A 17,709-nucleotide genomic window follows, 5' to 3' on the forward strand; every position below is an offset into this window, starting at 1 on the left:
TTTCATATGACGAGCAATAACAGCGCATAACTTAATAAACCAATCAAAAATGCACCAAAACTACTCTCTCGCTCAGCAGGCAATTCTTCTTTCATGACGTTCAAGATGACGCCACCTGCTAAAAAGGCGACAACAATCGATAAACCGAGATCATTCACTTCCGCAAAGGTACCAACTGCCCACCCTATGAGTACAGCAAGCGCTAAGAAGATGCGCCCTTGTCGATCATAAAGTTGCTGATGGTGCTGACGCAATCCTTGATCGACCGTGACAAAGTGTATACCAAGCGCTAAAAAATAAAGAAACATCGTGCCATTGGACTGAAATTCACTTTCTGCGAGCACATATCCGATGCTAAACGTATATAACGTGAATGAACCAATGTGAATCCAAAACACATACGGTTTTTGTTTACGCTTATTGGCCGTTGCAAATCGTTCGAGTCCATAAAAGACAGCCAGTCCTAACATACTGATGATTAAGATATGGTTCTCGAGGGAAGCAAAGACGTTATTTCTAATCTCTCCTTCAAGTTCGCGTTGATATTCATTTAACTCTGGCAACAGATGAAGAAATACATAAGCAACGGCAATCCCTCCAGCCACTGATAAAAAACGGCTTCTCGGCACTTCACGCACGTGAATGAGTTTTCCTGAAAAAAAGTGAATCACGGCAAAACCGAGTGCAAACCAAAAACTTAACTCGAACACATAAGCCCCTCCCACATTAAGATTTCTCTTTATGTGCTCTTACCCTTTCACCGTATGCTACATTCATTTACGTTTAGAGTGCTCTTGTTTCTTCCTTTCCCGGATCTCTTTCTCCACTCGTCGTAACGCTTTTTTCGATCCTCTTGCAAAGTCGTGGGCTTCCTTACGCTCCTGATACGTCGTGAACAACGTATCTAAATCATAGTCAGCCGGATAGAGCTCTGTCGCGCGTGCCTCAAGACGAACGCGGCGGCTCGGCAACTCTACATATTCCAAATCTACGAACACGCGGACATGTCGACGCGATGCATCAAACGAATAGACAAGACCGACTTGATTCGTCTCTAACAAGCGGACACGGTCACCTGTTTCAAAGTGCTCTTCCTCTTCAGGTGGTACCATTTCCACTTCTCGCACAATTTTAGAATCATCGACTTTCGTAGTATCATATGTTTTCTCGTTCATGTAACGGGATGCCTGTTTCAGAATCGATTCCGGTAACTTCATCTTACGGGCGATAAAGAGGGCGTTGCTGTCGCCAGACTGTCCCATGAGCAGTCTGTATTTTGGTTCGAGCGTTTCCGGATCAAACTGCATCGCAGCGTTCATGAAATCTGGGTGGGCTTCAGAATAGGATTTGATTTCACCATAATGTGTCGATGCCACAACGATTGCGCCCCGTTTATATGCCGCTTCTAAGATGGCAATCGCAAGAGCGGCTCCTTCGTTCGGTTCCGTCCCGCTTCCGATTTCATCGAATAACAAGAGCGACCGTTTTCCAGCGGTCTGCATGATACTCGCTACGTTGTACATGTGTGCAGAGAACGTACTGAGTGCCGATTCCAAGTCTTGATTATCTCCGATATCGACGAACACCTCATCAAATGTCGAAATGACTGTATCCGTGTGAGCCGGGATATGCAGTCCCGTCATCGTCATCAGACTAAGGAGTCCAATCGTTTTCAAGACGACCGTCTTCCCGCCGGCGTTCGGTCCGGTGATGATCAAGCCGCGATAGTCTGTACCGATGGCAAAATCAAGTGGCACAGCGCTTTCTAAGAGCGGATGACGTACTTGTTTCAATCGGATGTGACCGGTCGCATTGACGTGTGGTATCACGCCATCAATCGACTGACTGTACTTCCCTTTTGCGAAGACCATATCGTACTGGGCGATGACATCGAGCGTCGATTCGATGTCAGGAAGGACTTCTGTCACCGCTCCCGTCAACGTCGCTAGCACTTGATACACCTCTACCGCTTCTTCTGTACGTTTGACGACAAGTTCAGCGTTTAACTTCGCAATTGCTTCCGGTTCGATAAAGACCGTCGTCCCTCGATTCGAGGTATCTACAATCGTCCCTGCCACTTTATGCTTATAAGAAGCTTTGATTGGAATGGTGAAGCGGTCCTGTTTTTTCGTGACAAATCCGTCTTGGATCATCTCGCGATTAGCGGCGCTCTTTAAGAACTTGGTCAATCGTTCCTCGATTCGTCCTTCTAAAATGTCGACTTGCTTACGAATCCGCTTCAACTCTTTCGATGCTTCATCGACGACCTGTCCGGCTCGAATCGCTTGTGTGATGTCTTCTTCTAACGTTCGCCATTCGCCCATACCGGCAGCATAAGCCGAAAGAAGCGGTGCAAAGAATTCATGCTCGAGCATGAATCGCTTGAGTTTGCGTGCCCCTCGTAAAAACTCGGCGACCGCTTCAAGCTCTGTTGCCTCGAGTTGGATGCCTCGTTGCAGTTTTCCGATAATGGTCTCCATGTCAGACACACCGATGAACGGGACGTGTGACGTCGCATCTAGAATCGCGCGGGCTTCGGATGTTTCTTGCAGGCGCTTCTTCACCGTCGTAATGTGGCTCGTTGGGCGTTGCTGTCGAAGAAGTCGTCTTCCGAATCCGCTGATGCAGAAGCGCTCTACTTTCGTCATCAATTCGTTGTATTGTAATTTTTCAAATGTTTGTTCGTTCATGTGTCTCTCTCCTCAAATCGTAGAATCGAGATACCGCGCAAACAAAAAAGCGTCGGTCGATGACGACCAACGCAAAAAGACAGACGGGTGTCTGGCAGTTTTTGATGGGCGGTATCTGTAACGGAACATGACGGCATGACAAAAAGACGTGTCATCCGACATTTTTCAGTTCGTTAGGCAGATACAACCTCACTCATCAACATGCAACACCTTTCTTACTTAGATTCGTACTTACTATACAATAGATTCGTTCCCTTGTAAAATTTTAGAGAACGCTTTCAAAAAAAGACTTGTGTCTCAAACCAACACATGTTATGTTGAACGTGAAGAAACGAATAGTGATCACATGTGACTGATTCGATCAGGCATGGGGTAAGACGTACGGTGCATGCCACCCGTCTATACTCCATGCCTGTTTTGTTTTTCGTCGTTTTGTTTCAAGAAAGGATGTAGTAGACATGCTATGGAATAAGTTAATGAATCGACACAAACCGACACTGCACTCACCAATGGAAGGAGACGTCATTCCACTCGAACAAGTTGCGGACCCGGTCTTTAGTGAAAAAATGATGGGCGATGGCATTGCCATCACACCAACAGACGGTGCCGTCGTCTCACCGGCTGATGGAGAGATTGTACAAATCGCTCCAACAAAGCACGCCATCGGCATTCGGACCGAGGATGGGGCTGAGATTTTGATACACGTCGGACTCGATACCGTTGAACTCGAAGGTCGACCGTTTGATCTTCAAGTAGATGTGGGCGACCACGTCAAGACGGGACAGCTGTTACTCACAGCAGACTTGGCGCAAATTCATCAGGCGGGTAAGGACACGGTCACTCCAATGGTCGTGACGAATGGTGGTGCACTCGCCCATCATTATGCCTTCACGTTCACGAAAGAAGCTGTTCCGGGCAAGACGATTGTCGCCCGAGTGGAAGCGTGACTCCGGAATAAGGAGGACACATGATTAAAATCAAAAAGATTCTAAACAACAATGCGGTCATCGTCTCAGATAAGGGTGAAGAAAAGATTGCAATTGGCCCTGGCGTCGCGTTTAAAAAAGCGAAGAACGACATCGTCAATCCACATAAAATCGAAAAGTTGTTCATCATGCCAGAGAATGACAAGTTCCAACAGCTGTTGAGCCGGATTCCTGTCGAACACTTCACCGTTTCCGAGGATATTATCTCGTATGCGGAAAAACGTCTCGAGACATCGTTCAACGAACATATTCACATCGTCTTGACCGACCACATCTCGTTCGCCATCGAGCGGGAAATGGATGGCATCTCATTACGCAACAAACTGTTGAACGAGATTAAAATCCTCTATCGGAATGAATATGAGATTGGACTATGGGCGATTGAGCATATCTCTGAAAAGCTCAACGTCCAAATGCCGAAAGACGAAGCTGCGTTCATCGCGCTTCATATTCATACGATGAAAGTGAAAGGAGGTGATTTACGCAAGACGGTCAAACAGACAACAATTGTCCGCGACATGATTCAATCGATTTCACGACGACTCGATGTATCCATTGAAGAAGATGACTTATCCTACCAACGATTATTAACTCATTTACGGTTCGTCATGGATCGGGTCAACCATTACGATCATCATACGATTGATGAAGACATGCTCCGCATGATTCAGACGAAGTTCACGTCTGCCTATGCGTGTGCATCAGATGTCGCAAAAGAAATGGAAGAGACCTATGGCATCGTCTTGCCCGAGTCAGAACTTGGTTATATTACGCTTCACATCCAACGTCTACAAGATCAACACCATCAAAAAGGAGGAAATCAACAATGATGAACTTTTTCCAACGTCTCGGACGTTCCCTCATGTTACCGGTCGCCGTACTACCGGCTGCTGCCATTCTCATGGGGATTGGTTATTGGATTGACCCAGTCGGCTGGGGATCTGAAAACATTGCCGCTGCATTCTTAATTAAGGCAGGGGCCGCTATTATTGATAACATCCCAATTCTGTTCGCAGTCGGGGTCGCGCTCGGAATGGCTAAGAACCGTGACGGTTCAGCAGCACTAAGTGGACTCGTTGCCTTCTTGACGGTCACAACGCTTCTCTCCGCAGGAACGGTAGCATTGTTCCAAGGAATCGACGTAGAAGCCGTCAACCCGGCATTCGGTAAGATTGGGAATGCTTTTGTCGGGATTCTATCCGGTCTCGTCGCCGCTTCCATGTATAACCGCTTCAGTCAAGTCAAATTGCCAGATGCTCTCGCCTTCTTTAGTGGGAAGCGTCTCGTACCAATCATGACAGCCTTCTCGATGATTCTTGTATCGGTCGCTCTTTACTTCATCTGGCCGGTCGTCTATACAGGTCTCGTCGGTTTCGGTGAATCGATTTCAAAACTTGGCGCATTCGGTGCCGGACTTTACGGATTCTTTAACCGCCTCTTGATTCCAACCGGCCTTCACCACGCCCTCAACTCTGTATTCTGGTTCGACGTCGCAGGAATCAACGACATCGGAAACTTCTGGTCAGGTCAAGGTGAAAAAGGTGTGACAGGGATGTACCAAGCAGGTTACTTCCCAATCATGATGTTCGGTCTTCCGGCCGCAGCACTCGCGATGTATCACACAGCGAAAACGAAACGGAAGAAACAAGCCGCTTCACTTCTTCTCGCAGCGGCATTCGCTTCATTCTTCACAGGGGTAACAGAACCGCTCGAGTTCTCATTCATGTTCCTCGCTCCTGTTCTTTACCTTGTACACGCAGTCCTTACAGGAATTTCGCTCTTCGTTGCGGCAACGTTCCAATGGACAGCCGGCTTTGGATTCAGCGCAGGCTTGGTCGACTTTATCTTGAGCTCACGCTTGCCGCTTGCGAACCAACCGTATATGCTCATCGTTCAAGGTCTCGTGTTCGCAGTCATTTACTACGTCATCTTCCGCTTCATGATTGTGAAGCTCAACTTGGCAACGCCAGGTCGTGAACCAGATGAAGTCGTCGATGCGGTTGCAAGTGAAACGACAGATGGCGAAACGAAAGTCGCACCGGTCGCATCAGCTTCAGGTAACGAATTCTCAGCCATGGCGAACATGATTTATGATGGTCTCGGCGGTGACAGCAACGTCACAGGAATCGAGTCTTGCATCACACGCCTACGCGTCGATGTCAAAGACATGGATACGGTCAACCAAGATCAAATCAAAAAAGCCGGTATTCCGGGAATCAAAGTCGTCAGTCCAAACCATATTCAAGTCATCGTCGGCACAAACGTTCAGTTCGTCCTCGATGAGATTGAAAAAATCCGTAGCCACCGCGCCGGATAAACGTCGAAAGCCACCTCATTCAGGTGGCTTTTCTTGTTTGGCTGCATATTGTTTATAAAATTGAATGAAATAGTAGAGGAAAATCCACGGTAAGATGTACTGTGTGAGCCACATGAAAACCTTAAGTACTGTATGTACAATATATGGCCCTAGCCCAAATAAAAATAATGCGACTAATAAAGCGCCGCCTAAACCTATGTATATCTTTTTATTCAACTCATCCACCCCCCTTTTTTTCCCAGTTCAGTGTAACATAAAGAGCCTGTCACAACCGGACAGGCTCTTCTTACATTTGACGAAGTCGGGAAATGCGTTCGACTGGATCAGGGTGTGTCGAGAATAGACCGCTCACTTTCTTCTTAAGTGGATCAGAGAAGTAAAGCGGTGCGGAGGCACTCGAAGCTTGCTCGACCGGCGTCTCGACGTTTGCAATCTTTTCAAGCGCCGAGGCGAGCGCATCCGGGTTACGGGTCAGTTCCGCTCCACTCGCATCTGCCAAAAACTCACGATTCCGTGAAATCGCCATATTGATGAGCATCGCGATGAGCGGTGCCAACACCAGCAAGACGAGTCCGATGATCAAAAGGATGGGATTCTGGTTTTGATCGCGTCTTCCACCGATACTTCTAAAGAACAGCATGCGCGACCCGATATCGCTCATGATGGCAATCACCGAAACAAGTGCGAGCGTGACCGTCGAGAGCCGCACATCATAATTCTTAATATGCGCGACCTCATGCGCGATCACCCCTTCTACTTCTTCTCGCGATAATCGATCCAACAGTCCCGTCGTGACGGCGACAGCCGCCTTTTCTGGCTTCAATCCCGTCGCAAAGGCGTTTGGCGATGGGTCGTTGATGATAAAGATGCGCGGCATTGGCACTCGCGCGACCATCGCCATGTTTTCGACCGTATGCCATAGAAAGCGGTGCTCTTCCACCGATGTCACCTCTTGTGCCCGATTCATCTTCATGACGATGTTCGTACTCGACATGACGACGATTCCCACATAAAACAACGAGAAAATCGGTGTGAAGATTAACCCCGGAATCGCGTCTCCATAGTTGACGTAGGAAATGGCCGCTCCGACGAGAAGAACGAATAGGACAAACCCTGTGACGATGAAGACCGTCTTCACTTTATTCTTTCGAATCTGTTCATAGAGGAGCATACGCGCCACCTCGATTCATCAAAATGAGACGCGAACGTTCTCGCGCTCTTCGGCACGTGCCTCGAGCATATCGCGCTTTTCAAAATGATGGACGGAGGCGATGATGTTCGTCGGGACCGATTCGATTTTCGTGTTATATTTCATGACCGTATTGTTATAGAGTTGACGCGAATACGCGACCTTATTTTCCGTCTGTGTCAATTCTTCCTGCAACATCTTGAAGTTCTCGTTCGCTTTCAAGTCCGGGTACGCCTCACGAAGCGCGAAGAGATTTTTCAGTGCTCCACTCAATTGATCGTTCACTGCCATCTGGTCCTGACGATTCGACTTTTCTCCGAGCTGGTTTCTCAGTTCGACGACCTTCGCAAGCGTTTCTTGCTCGTGTTTCGCGTAGCCTTTCACCGTCTCGACCAAGTTCGGAATCAGATCATACCGCCGCTTCAACTGCACATCGATTTGAGCCCACGCCTCATCGACCCAATTTCGATACTTGACGAGCCCGTTGTACATCGAAAAATAGATGAGTACGAGCACGACAACCGCTACAATCGCAATAATCCACCCCATGTTGGCACCTCATTTCTTCATTTTCTCCTGTATTAATTCCCTCTCGTCGTATAACATAAGCGTAACTTAGAAAAATATAGTCAATGATTCATATTTACAGTAAGTTGTCTCATGATTTCATACAAAAGGAGTGTTTCGATGTCTATTCCAACCATCGTTGTCGCCGTGAAAGCGGTGATTGTGCAAAACGACCAGATGCTCGTCATCAAACGAGCAACAGATGACGAGGTCCACCCTGGAACATGGGAGCTCGTCGGTGGTAAGCTCGATTTCGGCGAAACGCTCGAACGGGCCTTAGAACGAGAAGTGTTTGAAGAAACCGACCTACGTGTCACGATTCAACACCTACTGTACGCTACGACATTTTTAACCGATCCAAACCGCCAAGTCGTCCTTATGACGTACTTGGCTCACCCCATCGCAACAATCGTCACATTGTCCGAAGAGCATAGTGATGCAAGATGGGTGACGGCTAATGAAGCCCGACAGCTGTTACCTCAACCGATTCTCGATGATTTGGATTCACATGACATATGGTCCTTGCTTCAACCAAAACCAATCCACTGACAGGAGTGTTTGCTATGCTTGTGACTGACCTCGATTTAAGATTGACGGAATTATACGAAGAAATGGTGACGCTCAGACGCCACTTCCACCAACATCCTGAACTCTCCTTCGAAGAGCGAGAGACCCCACGGACGATTGCGGACTATTTACGTGAACTCGGGCTCGAGGTGCGCGAACACGTCGGCGGAAACGGTGTAGTCGGACGAATTCATGGCGGTGATGGGCCGACCATCGCATTTCGGGCCGACTTCGATGCGTTGCCGATTCAAGACTTAAAAGACGTCCCGTACCGTTCGAAAGTGAACGGCTCGATGCACGCCTGTGGTCACGATGCCCATACGGCGACGTTGCTCGTTTTGGCGAAAGTGCTGACTGAAATCAGTCTCCCGGGCGATGTCGTCCTCATCCACCAGTTCGCCGAAGAGCTAGCGCCGGGAGGGGCCAAACCGATGATTGAAGACGGCTGCCTCGACGGGGTGGACTACATTTACGGTTCTCACATTTGGACGCCACTCCCATACGGCACAATCGGTGTGAAGACTGGATCAATCATGGCGGCAGCAGACCGTTTCGAACTGACAATCAAAGGAAAAGGTGGTCATGGGGCCATCCCGCAACATACGGTGGATGCCGTCATAGTCGGCGCAAACGTCGTCAGCCAATTGCAGCAAGTCGTCAGTCGTCGCATCGATCCGCTCGAACCGGCTGTCTTGACAGTCGGGACGTTTATGGCCGGCCAAGCGTTCAACGTCATCGCCGACGAGGCGAAACTGTCCGGGACGGTACGGACGTTCACCCAAGAAACGCAAACACGCATCATCGCCGAGATGGAGCGGACCATCGACCACATCTGTTCGGCGAGCGAGGCACATTATGATCTCGAGTACATTCGTGGCTATCCGGCTGTCATCAATCACGCGGCAGAGACTGAACACGTCCGGCGCAGCGCGGCCCGCGTCGTCGGTACGGATGGCGTCATCGAGATGTCACCGCTCATGGTCGGTGAAGATTTTGCCTACTATCTACAACACGTCCCGGGCAGTTTCTTCTTCACGGGCGCCGGTAATCCAGAAGTTGGCGCCGTCTTCCCACACCATCATCCTCGGTTCGATGTCGATGAACGGGCGATGCTCCATACCGCCCGTATCCTCATGCAGGCGGCGTTCGAGACGTGGAACACACAAAAAAAAGAAGAGTGATGCCGCGGCATCACTCTTCTTCGATTTCCGTTGATGGTAATTCCGATACAAGTACTTGGTCGACACGCTTTCCGTCCATATCCACGACTTCAAAGCGAAGACCGTACGCTTCGACCACATCGCCCCGTTTCGGAAAATCACCAAGTGCGTAAATGACGAGTCCTGCGAGCGTATGATAGGAGTTGCGCCCTTCGTCGAATCGGTCATCCCGAATCTCGAACGTTCGCTTCAAATCCTCGATTCCGAGTAACCCATCCGCCAAATACGATCCGTCCTCACGACGAACCACTTCTGGTGTATCCTCTTCAATCATCACCTCTCCGACGATTTCTTCCAAAATATCGAACAAGGTGACCATACCAAGGAATCCGCCGTATTCATCTAAAACAAAGGCGATTTCCACACCATTTTTCTGCATCATTTGAAGCACTTGGCTCGCCTCTCGTTGTTTTGGAACGATGAGAGGCTGTTTGATGCGCTTCAAAATCTGTGACCGCTCACGCAGTGTCGGCAACGTCAAGATGTCACGTACATCGATGTACCCGACAAAGTCGTCAAGCGAGTCGCGCCCGACTGGTAACTTGTTATGCTTACTCTCGTAAATCGATTTTTTTATGTCATCCATGTCATCCTCTAAGTCGACCCATTCGAGCGTCGTCCGTGGTTGCATGAGCTCATAAATCAATTGATCATGAAACGCAAAGACCCGTTCGACTTGTCGAACTTCTTCATGAGCGAACTGTCCTTGCTGGGCGCCTTCAAACAAGAGTTGTTTGATCTCGAGCTCAGTCTCCCCACTCGTCTGTTCCGCCTTCAACCCTAACAATTTGAACAAAAAGAGTGTCGATTTCGATAAAATCCAAATGAACGGTTTCATCACTTTACTGAATAAATCGAGCGACGGAATGATTGCCATCGTTACTTTTTCAGGCGAGACGAGCGCAATCCGTTTCGGGACCAATTCACCAATGATGAGCGACAGATACGTAATAATCGTAACGACGGCCACATAAGCAACGGTTCCGGCATACTGCGTACTCATTCCGGCTTGTTCAAATGCCGATGCGAGCGGTGCCGAGAAGCGTGCGCCCCCGTATGCCCCGTTAATAATCCCAATCAATGTGATTCCGACTTGAACGGTCGACAACAAATCTGTCGGGTCTTTTGAATAATGAAGCGCAATCTTGGCACTTCGTTTTCCTCGATTTGCTTCAACCTCAAGTTTTGCAGGTTTCGATGAGATGAGCGCAATTTCTGTCATCGCAAAAATCCCGTTCAACACAATCAAAAACAAAACAATCAACAAATCAATCACTATGGAAGAATCCACTTTTTTCATCACCTCAGCTAATTTTTAAAGCATACTGCTTCATTTTATCAAAAAATCGTTACCAACCTGTACCCGTTTTGCTCAGAAAAATAGCCACTCCTCAAGAAGTGGCTTCGTTGACAGCTTGTTTGGCGATAGCCGCCGTCTGAGACTGTTTAAAGAGAATGACCCCGACAAGAAGGATGGTGAGCCCTACAATTTGTCCGGCCGATAACGTGATTTGAGGCATCCCGAAGGCGCCATATAAATCGACGACTAACGCCCAAATGAGTTGTGACACGAGAATGAGTGACACAGACAATGTGGGTCCGAGTAACTGGATGCTGCGCATGACACAGTACACGACCCCGACCCCAAGCAAACCACCAAGCCAATAGATCGGCGACAAGTCACGTAATCCAGCAAGGTTTCCTCCAAATAATAACAACGGGATGATGGATCCGACCAAACCAACGATAAAGACCAATACGGTGGTGGCCCAAGCCCCTAAATTTGTGTTCATTTTCGCGTTGACCGCCGCCTGTACGCTAATAAATGCCCCAGCCACAGCCGAACAGATGATACCAAAAATCATATAACCCCTCCTTACTCATAAAACATGCCGTTCGCACGTTCTTTCAATCGCTCACTATTTAAAATGATGACTTCTTTTCTCGTTCGTTTGACCAATCCTTCATCCACGAATGCCTGCAACGTTCGGTTCAAGTGACGATAACTCGTCCCTAGCCACTCTGCGACTTCTTTACGCTTCAGTTGACTCATCTCCGCTTGAAACAGTTCATTCCCTGATTCACTGAGTGAAATCAAGTAACCGGCCAAGCGCTCTTCTAAAGTCGACATGAGATGATTCGACGAGGCGTTTGCCTCGATGAATAATTTTTCGGACACGCCTCGTAACAGATGCTCCGTGAATTCGACCGTGCGATTATATCGTCGAAGCGCCTCGAAAGGGATGCGCAGACACGTCACGGGACCGACCGCTTCAACCGTATGCAATACATTGCGTCCGCTCGCATACTCGATATCTCCAATCAATGTTGGAGCAGCCTTCAGACGCAACAATCGCAATTTCCCTTCTTCACTGAGCGTATAAATTTTGACACGCCCTTCAAGGACGACGAATAAAGATTCGATGTGCTGATCGTTCGAACATAACATGGTCCCAGACGCATATGTCACTACGGACGAGGACTCAAGCGTTTCATTCGAAAACAGATGATTCCACTGCAATCGTGTCAGTGCATCCATAATATTCATCATGTAAAGTGAACTCCTTAAGAAAATGTATAGATTCCGATTCCAACAACCATCAAGACGAGTCCCATGACCTGTCCCGTGTTCATCGGTTTCCGTTTGACACCAAACCAACCATTCAAATCGATGATGAAGGCTCCTACTAATTGTGCCACAAGCAATACACAAATTGCCCATGTGACCCCGAGTTGTTGAATCGCCGTCAATTCGCCGAAGACAACGAATACCCCGAACAATCCTCCTAAACTATAATACCAAGGCACACGTTTGAAGGCTGTCATGTCCGCATCCCGCTTGAAGAAGTAAATCGCGAGTGCTAACAGAAGTCCGACAAAATGAACGATAGTGACGGACATCCATGCGCCTACCGCATCTCCTAGATTTGCATTAAAGATTCCTTGAAGGGCGATGAACGTCCCTGATAAGATGGCAAATAAAATTCCCATGTCATTCCCCTTTCTCTTCGTCTGACTTTACGAAAAGAGAGATGACTTGAATAGGACATATGTCCAAAAAACAAAAAAGCAACTTCGACATTCGAAGTTGCTTCACACGATTATCCGAGTAACTTAACAAGTTCTTTCCCGACCGCTTCAGAAGACTGAGGATTCTGACCCGTGACGAGACGTTCGTCAACCGCCACATTCACCGCCCAGTTGTCAGCTCCCTTGAACTGCCCGCCTTGATTGCGTAGTCCTGTTTCAAGTAGGAACGGGACGGCAGAATCGAGTTGCATCTCTTTTTCTTCTGCATCGGTGAACCCTGTCACCTGTTTATCTTTAACGAGTGGCTCATCGTTGCTGAGTTTCACATTGACCAATCCAATTGGTCCGTGGCAAACTGCCCCGACAATATTTCCACTCTCGTATACATTGCGAATGACACGTTGTAACGTTTCATTTTCTGGGAAATCAACAACTGTCCCGTGACCACCCGGTAAGAAGATTGCATCGTACGACTCGTCTGCGACTTGATCGAGACGAGCTGTGTCTTTGAGCAATTCCCGTGTATTGAGAATGTCTTCTGACAAACCATCTTCTAAACTATTCGCATCGATTGGCACGTCTCCACCTTCGATACTCGCGACCGTCACTTTATACCCTTCTTTTTCGAACAATAAATAAGGAACGGCAAACTCTTCAAGCCAAAGTCCCGTTGCATGACCATTTGATAATTGATTTGCTGACGTTGTGACAATCAGTACATGTTTCGACATACTCAATTCCTCCTTCAAGAAAATCAACATACGACTCTAGTGTTCCCGATTCATCATCTGTTAAACCTGATGACCTGTCCGCTCATGACAAGGCGTAACTTTTTTTAACCTGGTTATTTATTCATCCTCCCTTTTTCTTACCACCCTCTATACTGAGGAAGAATTGCAATTCCAACCCATGAAGGAGACGTGTGCTATGACGAAACGAATGAACGACTGGGGATTTCTCATTGTCGTCGCCATCATCATCCTATTGCTTGTGCTTGGTCAGCTGCCGTTCTTCATGTAATCTTCACGAATATTCTTTACCAGTTGTAGTATGATTGCCTTGTAAGCACTTACACCAAACCTGATATGAAAGGATGGAGTTCACTATGTCAGAACGCATTTTCATCAGTCCGGCCAAGTATGTGCAAGGGAAACAAACGATTGATCGCATCGGAGAGTTTGTCGCTCACTTCGGTTCCAACGCTTTACTCATCGCGGATGACGTCGTATGGGAGTTGATCGGCGAACGGGTGACCCAGTCTCTGCAAGCGAGCCAGCTCAAGGCGACGAAAGCTGATTTCATCGGAGAAGCGTCGAAGCACGAAATCATTCGAATCGCTACAGACGCTAAGAAGCATGAAACAGCGTTTGTTATCGGTCTCGGCGGTGGGAAAACGCTCGATACAGCAAAAGCGGTCGCAGATGAATTGGATGCGCGTATCGTCATTGTACCGACCATCGCCTCTACGGATGCACCGACGAGCGCATTGTCGGTCATATATACAGATGAAGGCAATTTCGAAAGCTACCGTTTCTATAAAAAGAATCCGGATCTCGTCCTTGTGGATACGGAATTGATTGCACAAGCACCGCCACGCTTCTTAGCGTCAGGTATTGCCGATGCATTGGCCACGTGGGTGGAAGTGCGAAGTGTCCTGGCATTCGGAGGCAAGACGATGGCTGGCGGTGTCCCGACACTTGCGGCGGAGGCGATTGCCGAACGGTGTGAAGAGGTTCTATTCACATATGGGATTCAAGCGTATGAAGCTGTGAAAGCAAAAGTCGTCACACCTGCGCTTGAAGCTGTTGTGGAAGCCAACACCTTATTGAGCGGGCTCGGCTTTGAAAGTGGTGGCTTGGCTGCAGCCCATGCCATTCACAATGGATTCACCGCACTTGAAGGAGACATCCACCATTTGACGCACGGTGAAAAAGTTGCATTTGGAACACTCGTGCAACTCGCACTCGAAGGACGCCCTCAAGAAGAGTTCGAGCAGTATGTTGCCTTTTATATGGCACTCGACTTACCGGTCACACTTGAAGATATCAAATTGAAAGATGCATCTCGAGACGATATCTTGAAGGTCGGGAAAGCGGCCACGGCAGATGGCGAAACGATTCATAGCGGTTTCGATGTTACACCTGAAGAAGTTGCTGACGCCATCATCGCTGCGGATCGCTATGCACGTCTTTATAAAGAACACCTATAAAAACAGCGAGACGAAGCTCACACGGCTTCGTCTCGCTGTTTTTTGTTCAGGAAGAATGATGAGAGAATTCCTACTCCCATACAACTGACCGTCAAAAGGAAGAACGTCAGCTGATTCATATAGATGATATTCGTGAACTGGTTCCATCCTGCTGCGTACGACTCATTGGCTGACAAACGAATTCCTTCTCGAAGAGACGCCGCCTGCGATTGGTTAGTCATCCAAGCTATACCAGCCATGACGAAACTTCCAATCGCTAAACTAACCTTTCCAAATGGTCGCACGGATGCGACGACTCGATGTGTCAAACGAACGGTGATCCAAATAAACAACAACAGAAACGGCCATCCAATTAAGAGAACAATCCAGTATAGATTCCCTTCACTCGGTGTTTCCGAGTAAGGGGTCGTCATCACTTCACCAAGCTTAAAGATTCCGAACGTGATCAACGTCACGATAAACCATGCTTTTATCAATTTCTCCATCTCAACACCTCGTCCTCAGTATAGCAAAAACACCGTATGCGTCTGCATACAGTGTTTAGTCTTTCGGTCGGACGACGTAGTAAATCAAAATGACGAGCCACGTCCACACTCCTGTGAAAATCCCGATAATCCCGACGATGAAAAAACCAAGCGGAATCATCGATTTCGTTCGATTATAGTCCTTCCACATATTCGATAGCCCTTTGATATTAAAATACAAAAAGGCAAAGAATAGGACGAGCAATAAAAGTGGTAAACCGACCAAAGCTTCCATTCGCTCACTCCTCTCTACGATCTCATTCGTTATCTTTATTGTATCGAATTTCATGCCCACCTTCATCGGACCCAAGCCGTATCCTCTTCCGACCTAAAGGCGGATTAAAGATGCACAGTCTATCAAGAAAACGGGAAAAGGAACATCATCTAACTCTCGAGGAGGCGTTTTGCCATGAAGTCCCTGCGTATTTTTGTCATTTGTCTGCTGTTGTTTCAAGTGTCGCCAGTGACAGCGGCATCCTCGTCCCCACAACCAGGTTACACGATTAAAACGACCTATTTGTACGGTCGTGCCATGCAATCTTCCCCTATCCTTAAGACGCTACGAACGAACGTCCCAGTCCGCTATACGACCTATAATCGGAGTTGGTCGAACGTCTACATCGGAAATACGAAGTACTTCACTCCATCTGCCAACTTGAAAGCCGGTATCCCGAAGATGCCATCTGCCGATCGTTTACGACTAGTCAACAAGGCGAATGCACTCCTGTCCACTTACCGTTCCCCACAACTTGTCACATTAACCATTCCAACTGTTTATCAAAAAGGGAGTGAACGGACCTTGATGACAGCGGAAGCAGCTTACGCTCTGGCTAAACTATATTACGCTGGTCGGAAGCATGGTCATACGTTATATGCCCTTAGCGCCTACCGATCGTACTCGACCCAAAAATCGCTCTACACCTATTATGTCAATACACGCGGGGTCGCATATGCTTCAAAATATGTGGCACGTCCCGGTCACAGTGAACATCAAACGGGTCTCGCCGTTGATATGACGAGTCAACGCATACGTCTAGGGCTATATGAAGCCTTCGACCGATCGCCTGAAGGGAAGTGGATGCTTCAAAACGCCCATCTCTACGGATTTATCGTCCGCTATCCAAAAGGAAAAGAGAAAATCACAAAATACAATTACGAACCTTGGCATTTGCGTTATGTCGGTGTCACTGAAGCGACGATGATGAAGCAGAAAAACTGGGCGTTCGAAGAATGGTGGAGCAGACGTTGAGTGAGCATCCTTTTTCAAGCATCTCCCCGTTCGCGCTATAATAGAGTCATCTTATTCGTATAGGGGGACATGAGGGATGTGGATTGTGATGAATAAATTAGACGTTGAAAAAGGGAAAGCCGACGCGGTCAAAGCACGCTTTGAAACAACGAAAGGGATCGAAACGATGGACGGGTTCGTTCGCATGCAAGTGTTGACGGATACGTCTGATGCAGCGATGGACCATGTCGTCATCATGACCACGTGGCGTGATGCAGCAAGCTTTGAAAACTGGCGTGACAGCAATGCCTATAAGCATGCCCATAAGAAGCGTGATGATGGGACTTCAGAAGTGAAACCAATCGTCCTCGGCAATACCGTTACCCAATATGAGGTCGCCATTGAACATCTCGCCTCAACGGAGCGCGTTCAATAAATCTTGTGGCCGGATGATGCCGAGTAACGATTCATCCGGATTTCCGGTTTCTGTGATGAGAAGGGCGTCATATCGTGCGCCCTCTTTCATTTGCGTAAAGCAGTGCTGCGCCTCGATGACCGTCGCATCTTTGCGAATGAATCGATACCGGTGCATGTGCGGATCGTGGTGAAGGACGTGCTTCACCCGAACTCCTTTGAGTGACAAGTTAGGCCCGTCGATTGTTTCGGCTAGCCAACTGGTCACTCCTTTTTTCGTCAACAGTCCGCGCCAAGACCCATTGTCATGATATACAGGGAATTGCGAATAATTTTTATCTCGAATCTCCCGGAGTACTTCCGTCAAAAAATCTTCCGACTGAAACGTCACCACCGATTTCGCAAACAATGGAATGACGAGACGTGGATGAAGGAGCTCTCGCTCTACTTCTAAAATCAATGCAACAAGCGACTCGTGTGGCTCCGCGATAATAAAATCAGGTTCACGCCGCTCATGGACGATGGCATTTCGTAGTTGACTCATCTGATGTAAATCTTCTTTATACCGGTCGATGATTGGATTTTGTTTCGCTAACCGATTCACCATGTTACTAAAACTGAAATGTTGCCCATCTCCCATCTCTCGACTCAAGTAGTCCTCGATTCGATGATAGGATGCCAAAAATTCTTCAGCACGACTCATGTAACCACCCTCCTTAACGATACATGTATACCCTCTTTTTTATCGTTTGAGCAGGAAACCGTTTA

General features: G+C 47.9%; 20 protein-coding genes. 8 read left to right on the top strand and 12 right to left on the bottom strand.

Annotated elements, in window-relative coordinates:
* Positions 1-2: 2 nt before the first annotated feature.
* Together KNO71_RS13415 and KNO71_RS13420 are read right to left on the bottom strand one after the other, a co-directional pair.
* The gene (locus KNO71_RS13415) at positions 3-710 is read right to left on the bottom strand and encodes a hypothetical protein (RefSeq protein ID WP_214685029.1); all 708 of its coding nucleotides are present in this window, start codon (positions 708-710) and stop codon (positions 3-5) included.
* Positions 711-773: 63 nt separating this feature from the next.
* Complete coding sequence (locus KNO71_RS13420) at positions 774-2,690, bottom strand: endonuclease MutS2 (protein ID WP_214688937.1); 1,917 nt, start codon at positions 2,688-2,690, stop codon at positions 774-776.
* Positions 2,691-3,148: 458 nt separating this feature from the next.
* On the opposite strand from KNO71_RS13420, the gene KNO71_RS13425 reads away from it, so the two are divergent.
* Genes KNO71_RS13425 through nagE form a run of 3 tightly spaced genes read left to right on the top strand, consistent with a single transcriptional unit; the run spans position 3,149 to position 5,993 of the window.
* The gene (locus KNO71_RS13425) at positions 3,149-3,637 is read left to right on the top strand and encodes a PTS sugar transporter subunit IIA (RefSeq protein ID WP_015880356.1); all 489 of its coding nucleotides are present in this window, start codon (positions 3,149-3,151) and stop codon (positions 3,635-3,637) included.
* A gap of 20 nt (positions 3,638-3,657) precedes the next feature.
* A complete protein-coding gene (locus KNO71_RS13430) occupies positions 3,658-4,506 on the top strand; it encodes a PRD domain-containing protein (protein WP_251030119.1) in 849 nt (282 codons plus the stop codon).
* Complete coding sequence (nagE, locus tag KNO71_RS13435) at positions 4,503-5,993, top strand: N-acetylglucosamine-specific PTS transporter subunit IIBC (protein WP_214688939.1); 1,491 nt, start codon at positions 4,503-4,505, stop codon at positions 5,991-5,993. The genes KNO71_RS13430 and nagE overlap by 4 nt, the downstream gene beginning before the upstream one ends.
* Positions 5,994-6,279: 286 nt before the next feature.
* Here nagE and htpX read toward each other — a convergent pair whose 3' ends face one another.
* Positions 6,280-7,164 carry a zinc metalloprotease HtpX gene (htpX, locus tag KNO71_RS13440; RefSeq protein WP_214685027.1) on the bottom strand — a complete coding sequence of 295 codons (885 nt, stop codon included), beginning with the start codon at positions 7,162-7,164 and terminating at the stop codon, positions 6,280-6,282.
* Between the two features lie 18 nt (positions 7,165-7,182).
* Positions 7,183-7,731 carry a LemA family protein gene (locus KNO71_RS13445; protein ID WP_015880351.1) on the bottom strand — a complete coding sequence of 183 codons (549 nt, stop codon included), beginning with the start codon at positions 7,729-7,731 and terminating at the stop codon, positions 7,183-7,185.
* 138 nt (positions 7,732-7,869) lie between these two features.
* Between KNO71_RS13445 and KNO71_RS13450 the strand changes: the two genes are divergently transcribed.
* Positions 7,870-8,298 (top strand): NUDIX hydrolase, encoded by a 429-nt coding sequence (locus KNO71_RS13450; protein WP_214688941.1) that lies wholly within the window; start codon positions 7,870-7,872, stop codon positions 8,296-8,298.
* Positions 8,299-8,312: 14 nt separating this feature from the next.
* Positions 8,313-9,497, top strand: a complete 1,185-nt coding sequence (locus KNO71_RS13455; protein ID WP_214688943.1) for a M20 metallopeptidase family protein — start codon at positions 8,313-8,315, stop codon at positions 9,495-9,497.
* A gap of 10 nt (positions 9,498-9,507) precedes the next feature.
* Here the strand turns inward: KNO71_RS13455 and KNO71_RS13460 are convergent, their stop codons facing one another.
* The 5 genes from KNO71_RS13460 to KNO71_RS13480 form a co-directional block, all read right to left on the bottom strand.
* Entirely contained in the window at positions 9,508-10,836 is a 1,329-nt protein-coding gene (locus KNO71_RS13460) for a hemolysin family protein (protein WP_214685025.1), read from the bottom strand.
* Positions 10,837-10,927: 91 nt separating this feature from the next.
* A complete protein-coding gene (locus KNO71_RS13465) occupies positions 10,928-11,401 on the bottom strand; it encodes a DMT family transporter (RefSeq protein ID WP_031424261.1) in 474 nt (157 codons plus the stop codon).
* Between the two features lie 11 nt (positions 11,402-11,412).
* Positions 11,413-12,087 carry a Crp/Fnr family transcriptional regulator gene (locus KNO71_RS13470; RefSeq protein WP_015880346.1) on the bottom strand — a complete coding sequence of 225 codons (675 nt, stop codon included), beginning with the start codon at positions 12,085-12,087 and terminating at the stop codon, positions 11,413-11,415.
* Positions 12,088-12,101: 14 nt separating this feature from the next.
* Positions 12,102-12,527, bottom strand: a complete 426-nt coding sequence (locus KNO71_RS13475) for a DMT family transporter (protein WP_214688945.1) — start codon at positions 12,525-12,527, stop codon at positions 12,102-12,104.
* Positions 12,528-12,637: 110 nt separating this feature from the next.
* A complete protein-coding gene (locus KNO71_RS13480) occupies positions 12,638-13,297 on the bottom strand; it encodes a type 1 glutamine amidotransferase domain-containing protein (protein ID WP_015880344.1) in 660 nt (219 codons plus the stop codon).
* Positions 13,298-13,671: 374 nt separating this feature from the next.
* Between KNO71_RS13480 and KNO71_RS13485 the strand changes: the two genes are divergently transcribed.
* Positions 13,672-14,775, top strand: coding sequence for a glycerol dehydrogenase (locus KNO71_RS13485; RefSeq protein WP_214685021.1), 1,104 nt, complete (start codon positions 13,672-13,674; stop codon positions 14,773-14,775).
* A 17-nt stretch (positions 14,776-14,792) separates the two neighbouring features.
* On the opposite strand, the gene KNO71_RS13490 is transcribed toward KNO71_RS13485, so the two are convergent.
* Entirely contained in the window at positions 14,793-15,260 is a 468-nt protein-coding gene (locus KNO71_RS13490; protein ID WP_214688947.1) for a hypothetical protein, read from the bottom strand.
* A gap of 55 nt (positions 15,261-15,315) precedes the next feature.
* A complete protein-coding gene (locus KNO71_RS13495; protein WP_078146044.1) occupies positions 15,316-15,534 on the bottom strand; it encodes a hypothetical protein in 219 nt (72 codons plus the stop codon).
* Between the two features lie 174 nt (positions 15,535-15,708).
* Here KNO71_RS13495 and KNO71_RS13500 point away from each other — a divergent pair, with 174 nt between their 5' ends.
* A complete protein-coding gene (locus KNO71_RS13500; RefSeq protein WP_214688949.1) occupies positions 15,709-16,548 on the top strand; it encodes a M15 family metallopeptidase in 840 nt (279 codons plus the stop codon).
* 76 nt (positions 16,549-16,624) lie between these two features.
* On the top strand, positions 16,625-16,963 hold the full coding sequence (locus KNO71_RS13505; protein ID WP_015880338.1) for an antibiotic biosynthesis monooxygenase: 339 nt from the start codon (positions 16,625-16,627) through the stop codon (positions 16,961-16,963).
* Here KNO71_RS13505 and KNO71_RS13510 read toward each other — a convergent pair.
* Entirely contained in the window at positions 16,943-17,644 is a 702-nt protein-coding gene (locus tag KNO71_RS13510) for a CBS domain-containing protein (RefSeq protein WP_214685015.1), read from the bottom strand. The two genes, KNO71_RS13505 and KNO71_RS13510, sit on opposite strands and share 21 nt — an antisense overlap.
* Positions 17,645-17,709: the final 65 nt, after the last annotated feature.

This window comes from Exiguobacterium sp. s163, from assembly GCF_018617135.1.
GTDB classification, from domain to species: domain Bacteria; phylum Bacillota; class Bacilli; order Exiguobacteriales; family Exiguobacteriaceae; genus Exiguobacterium; species Exiguobacterium profundum.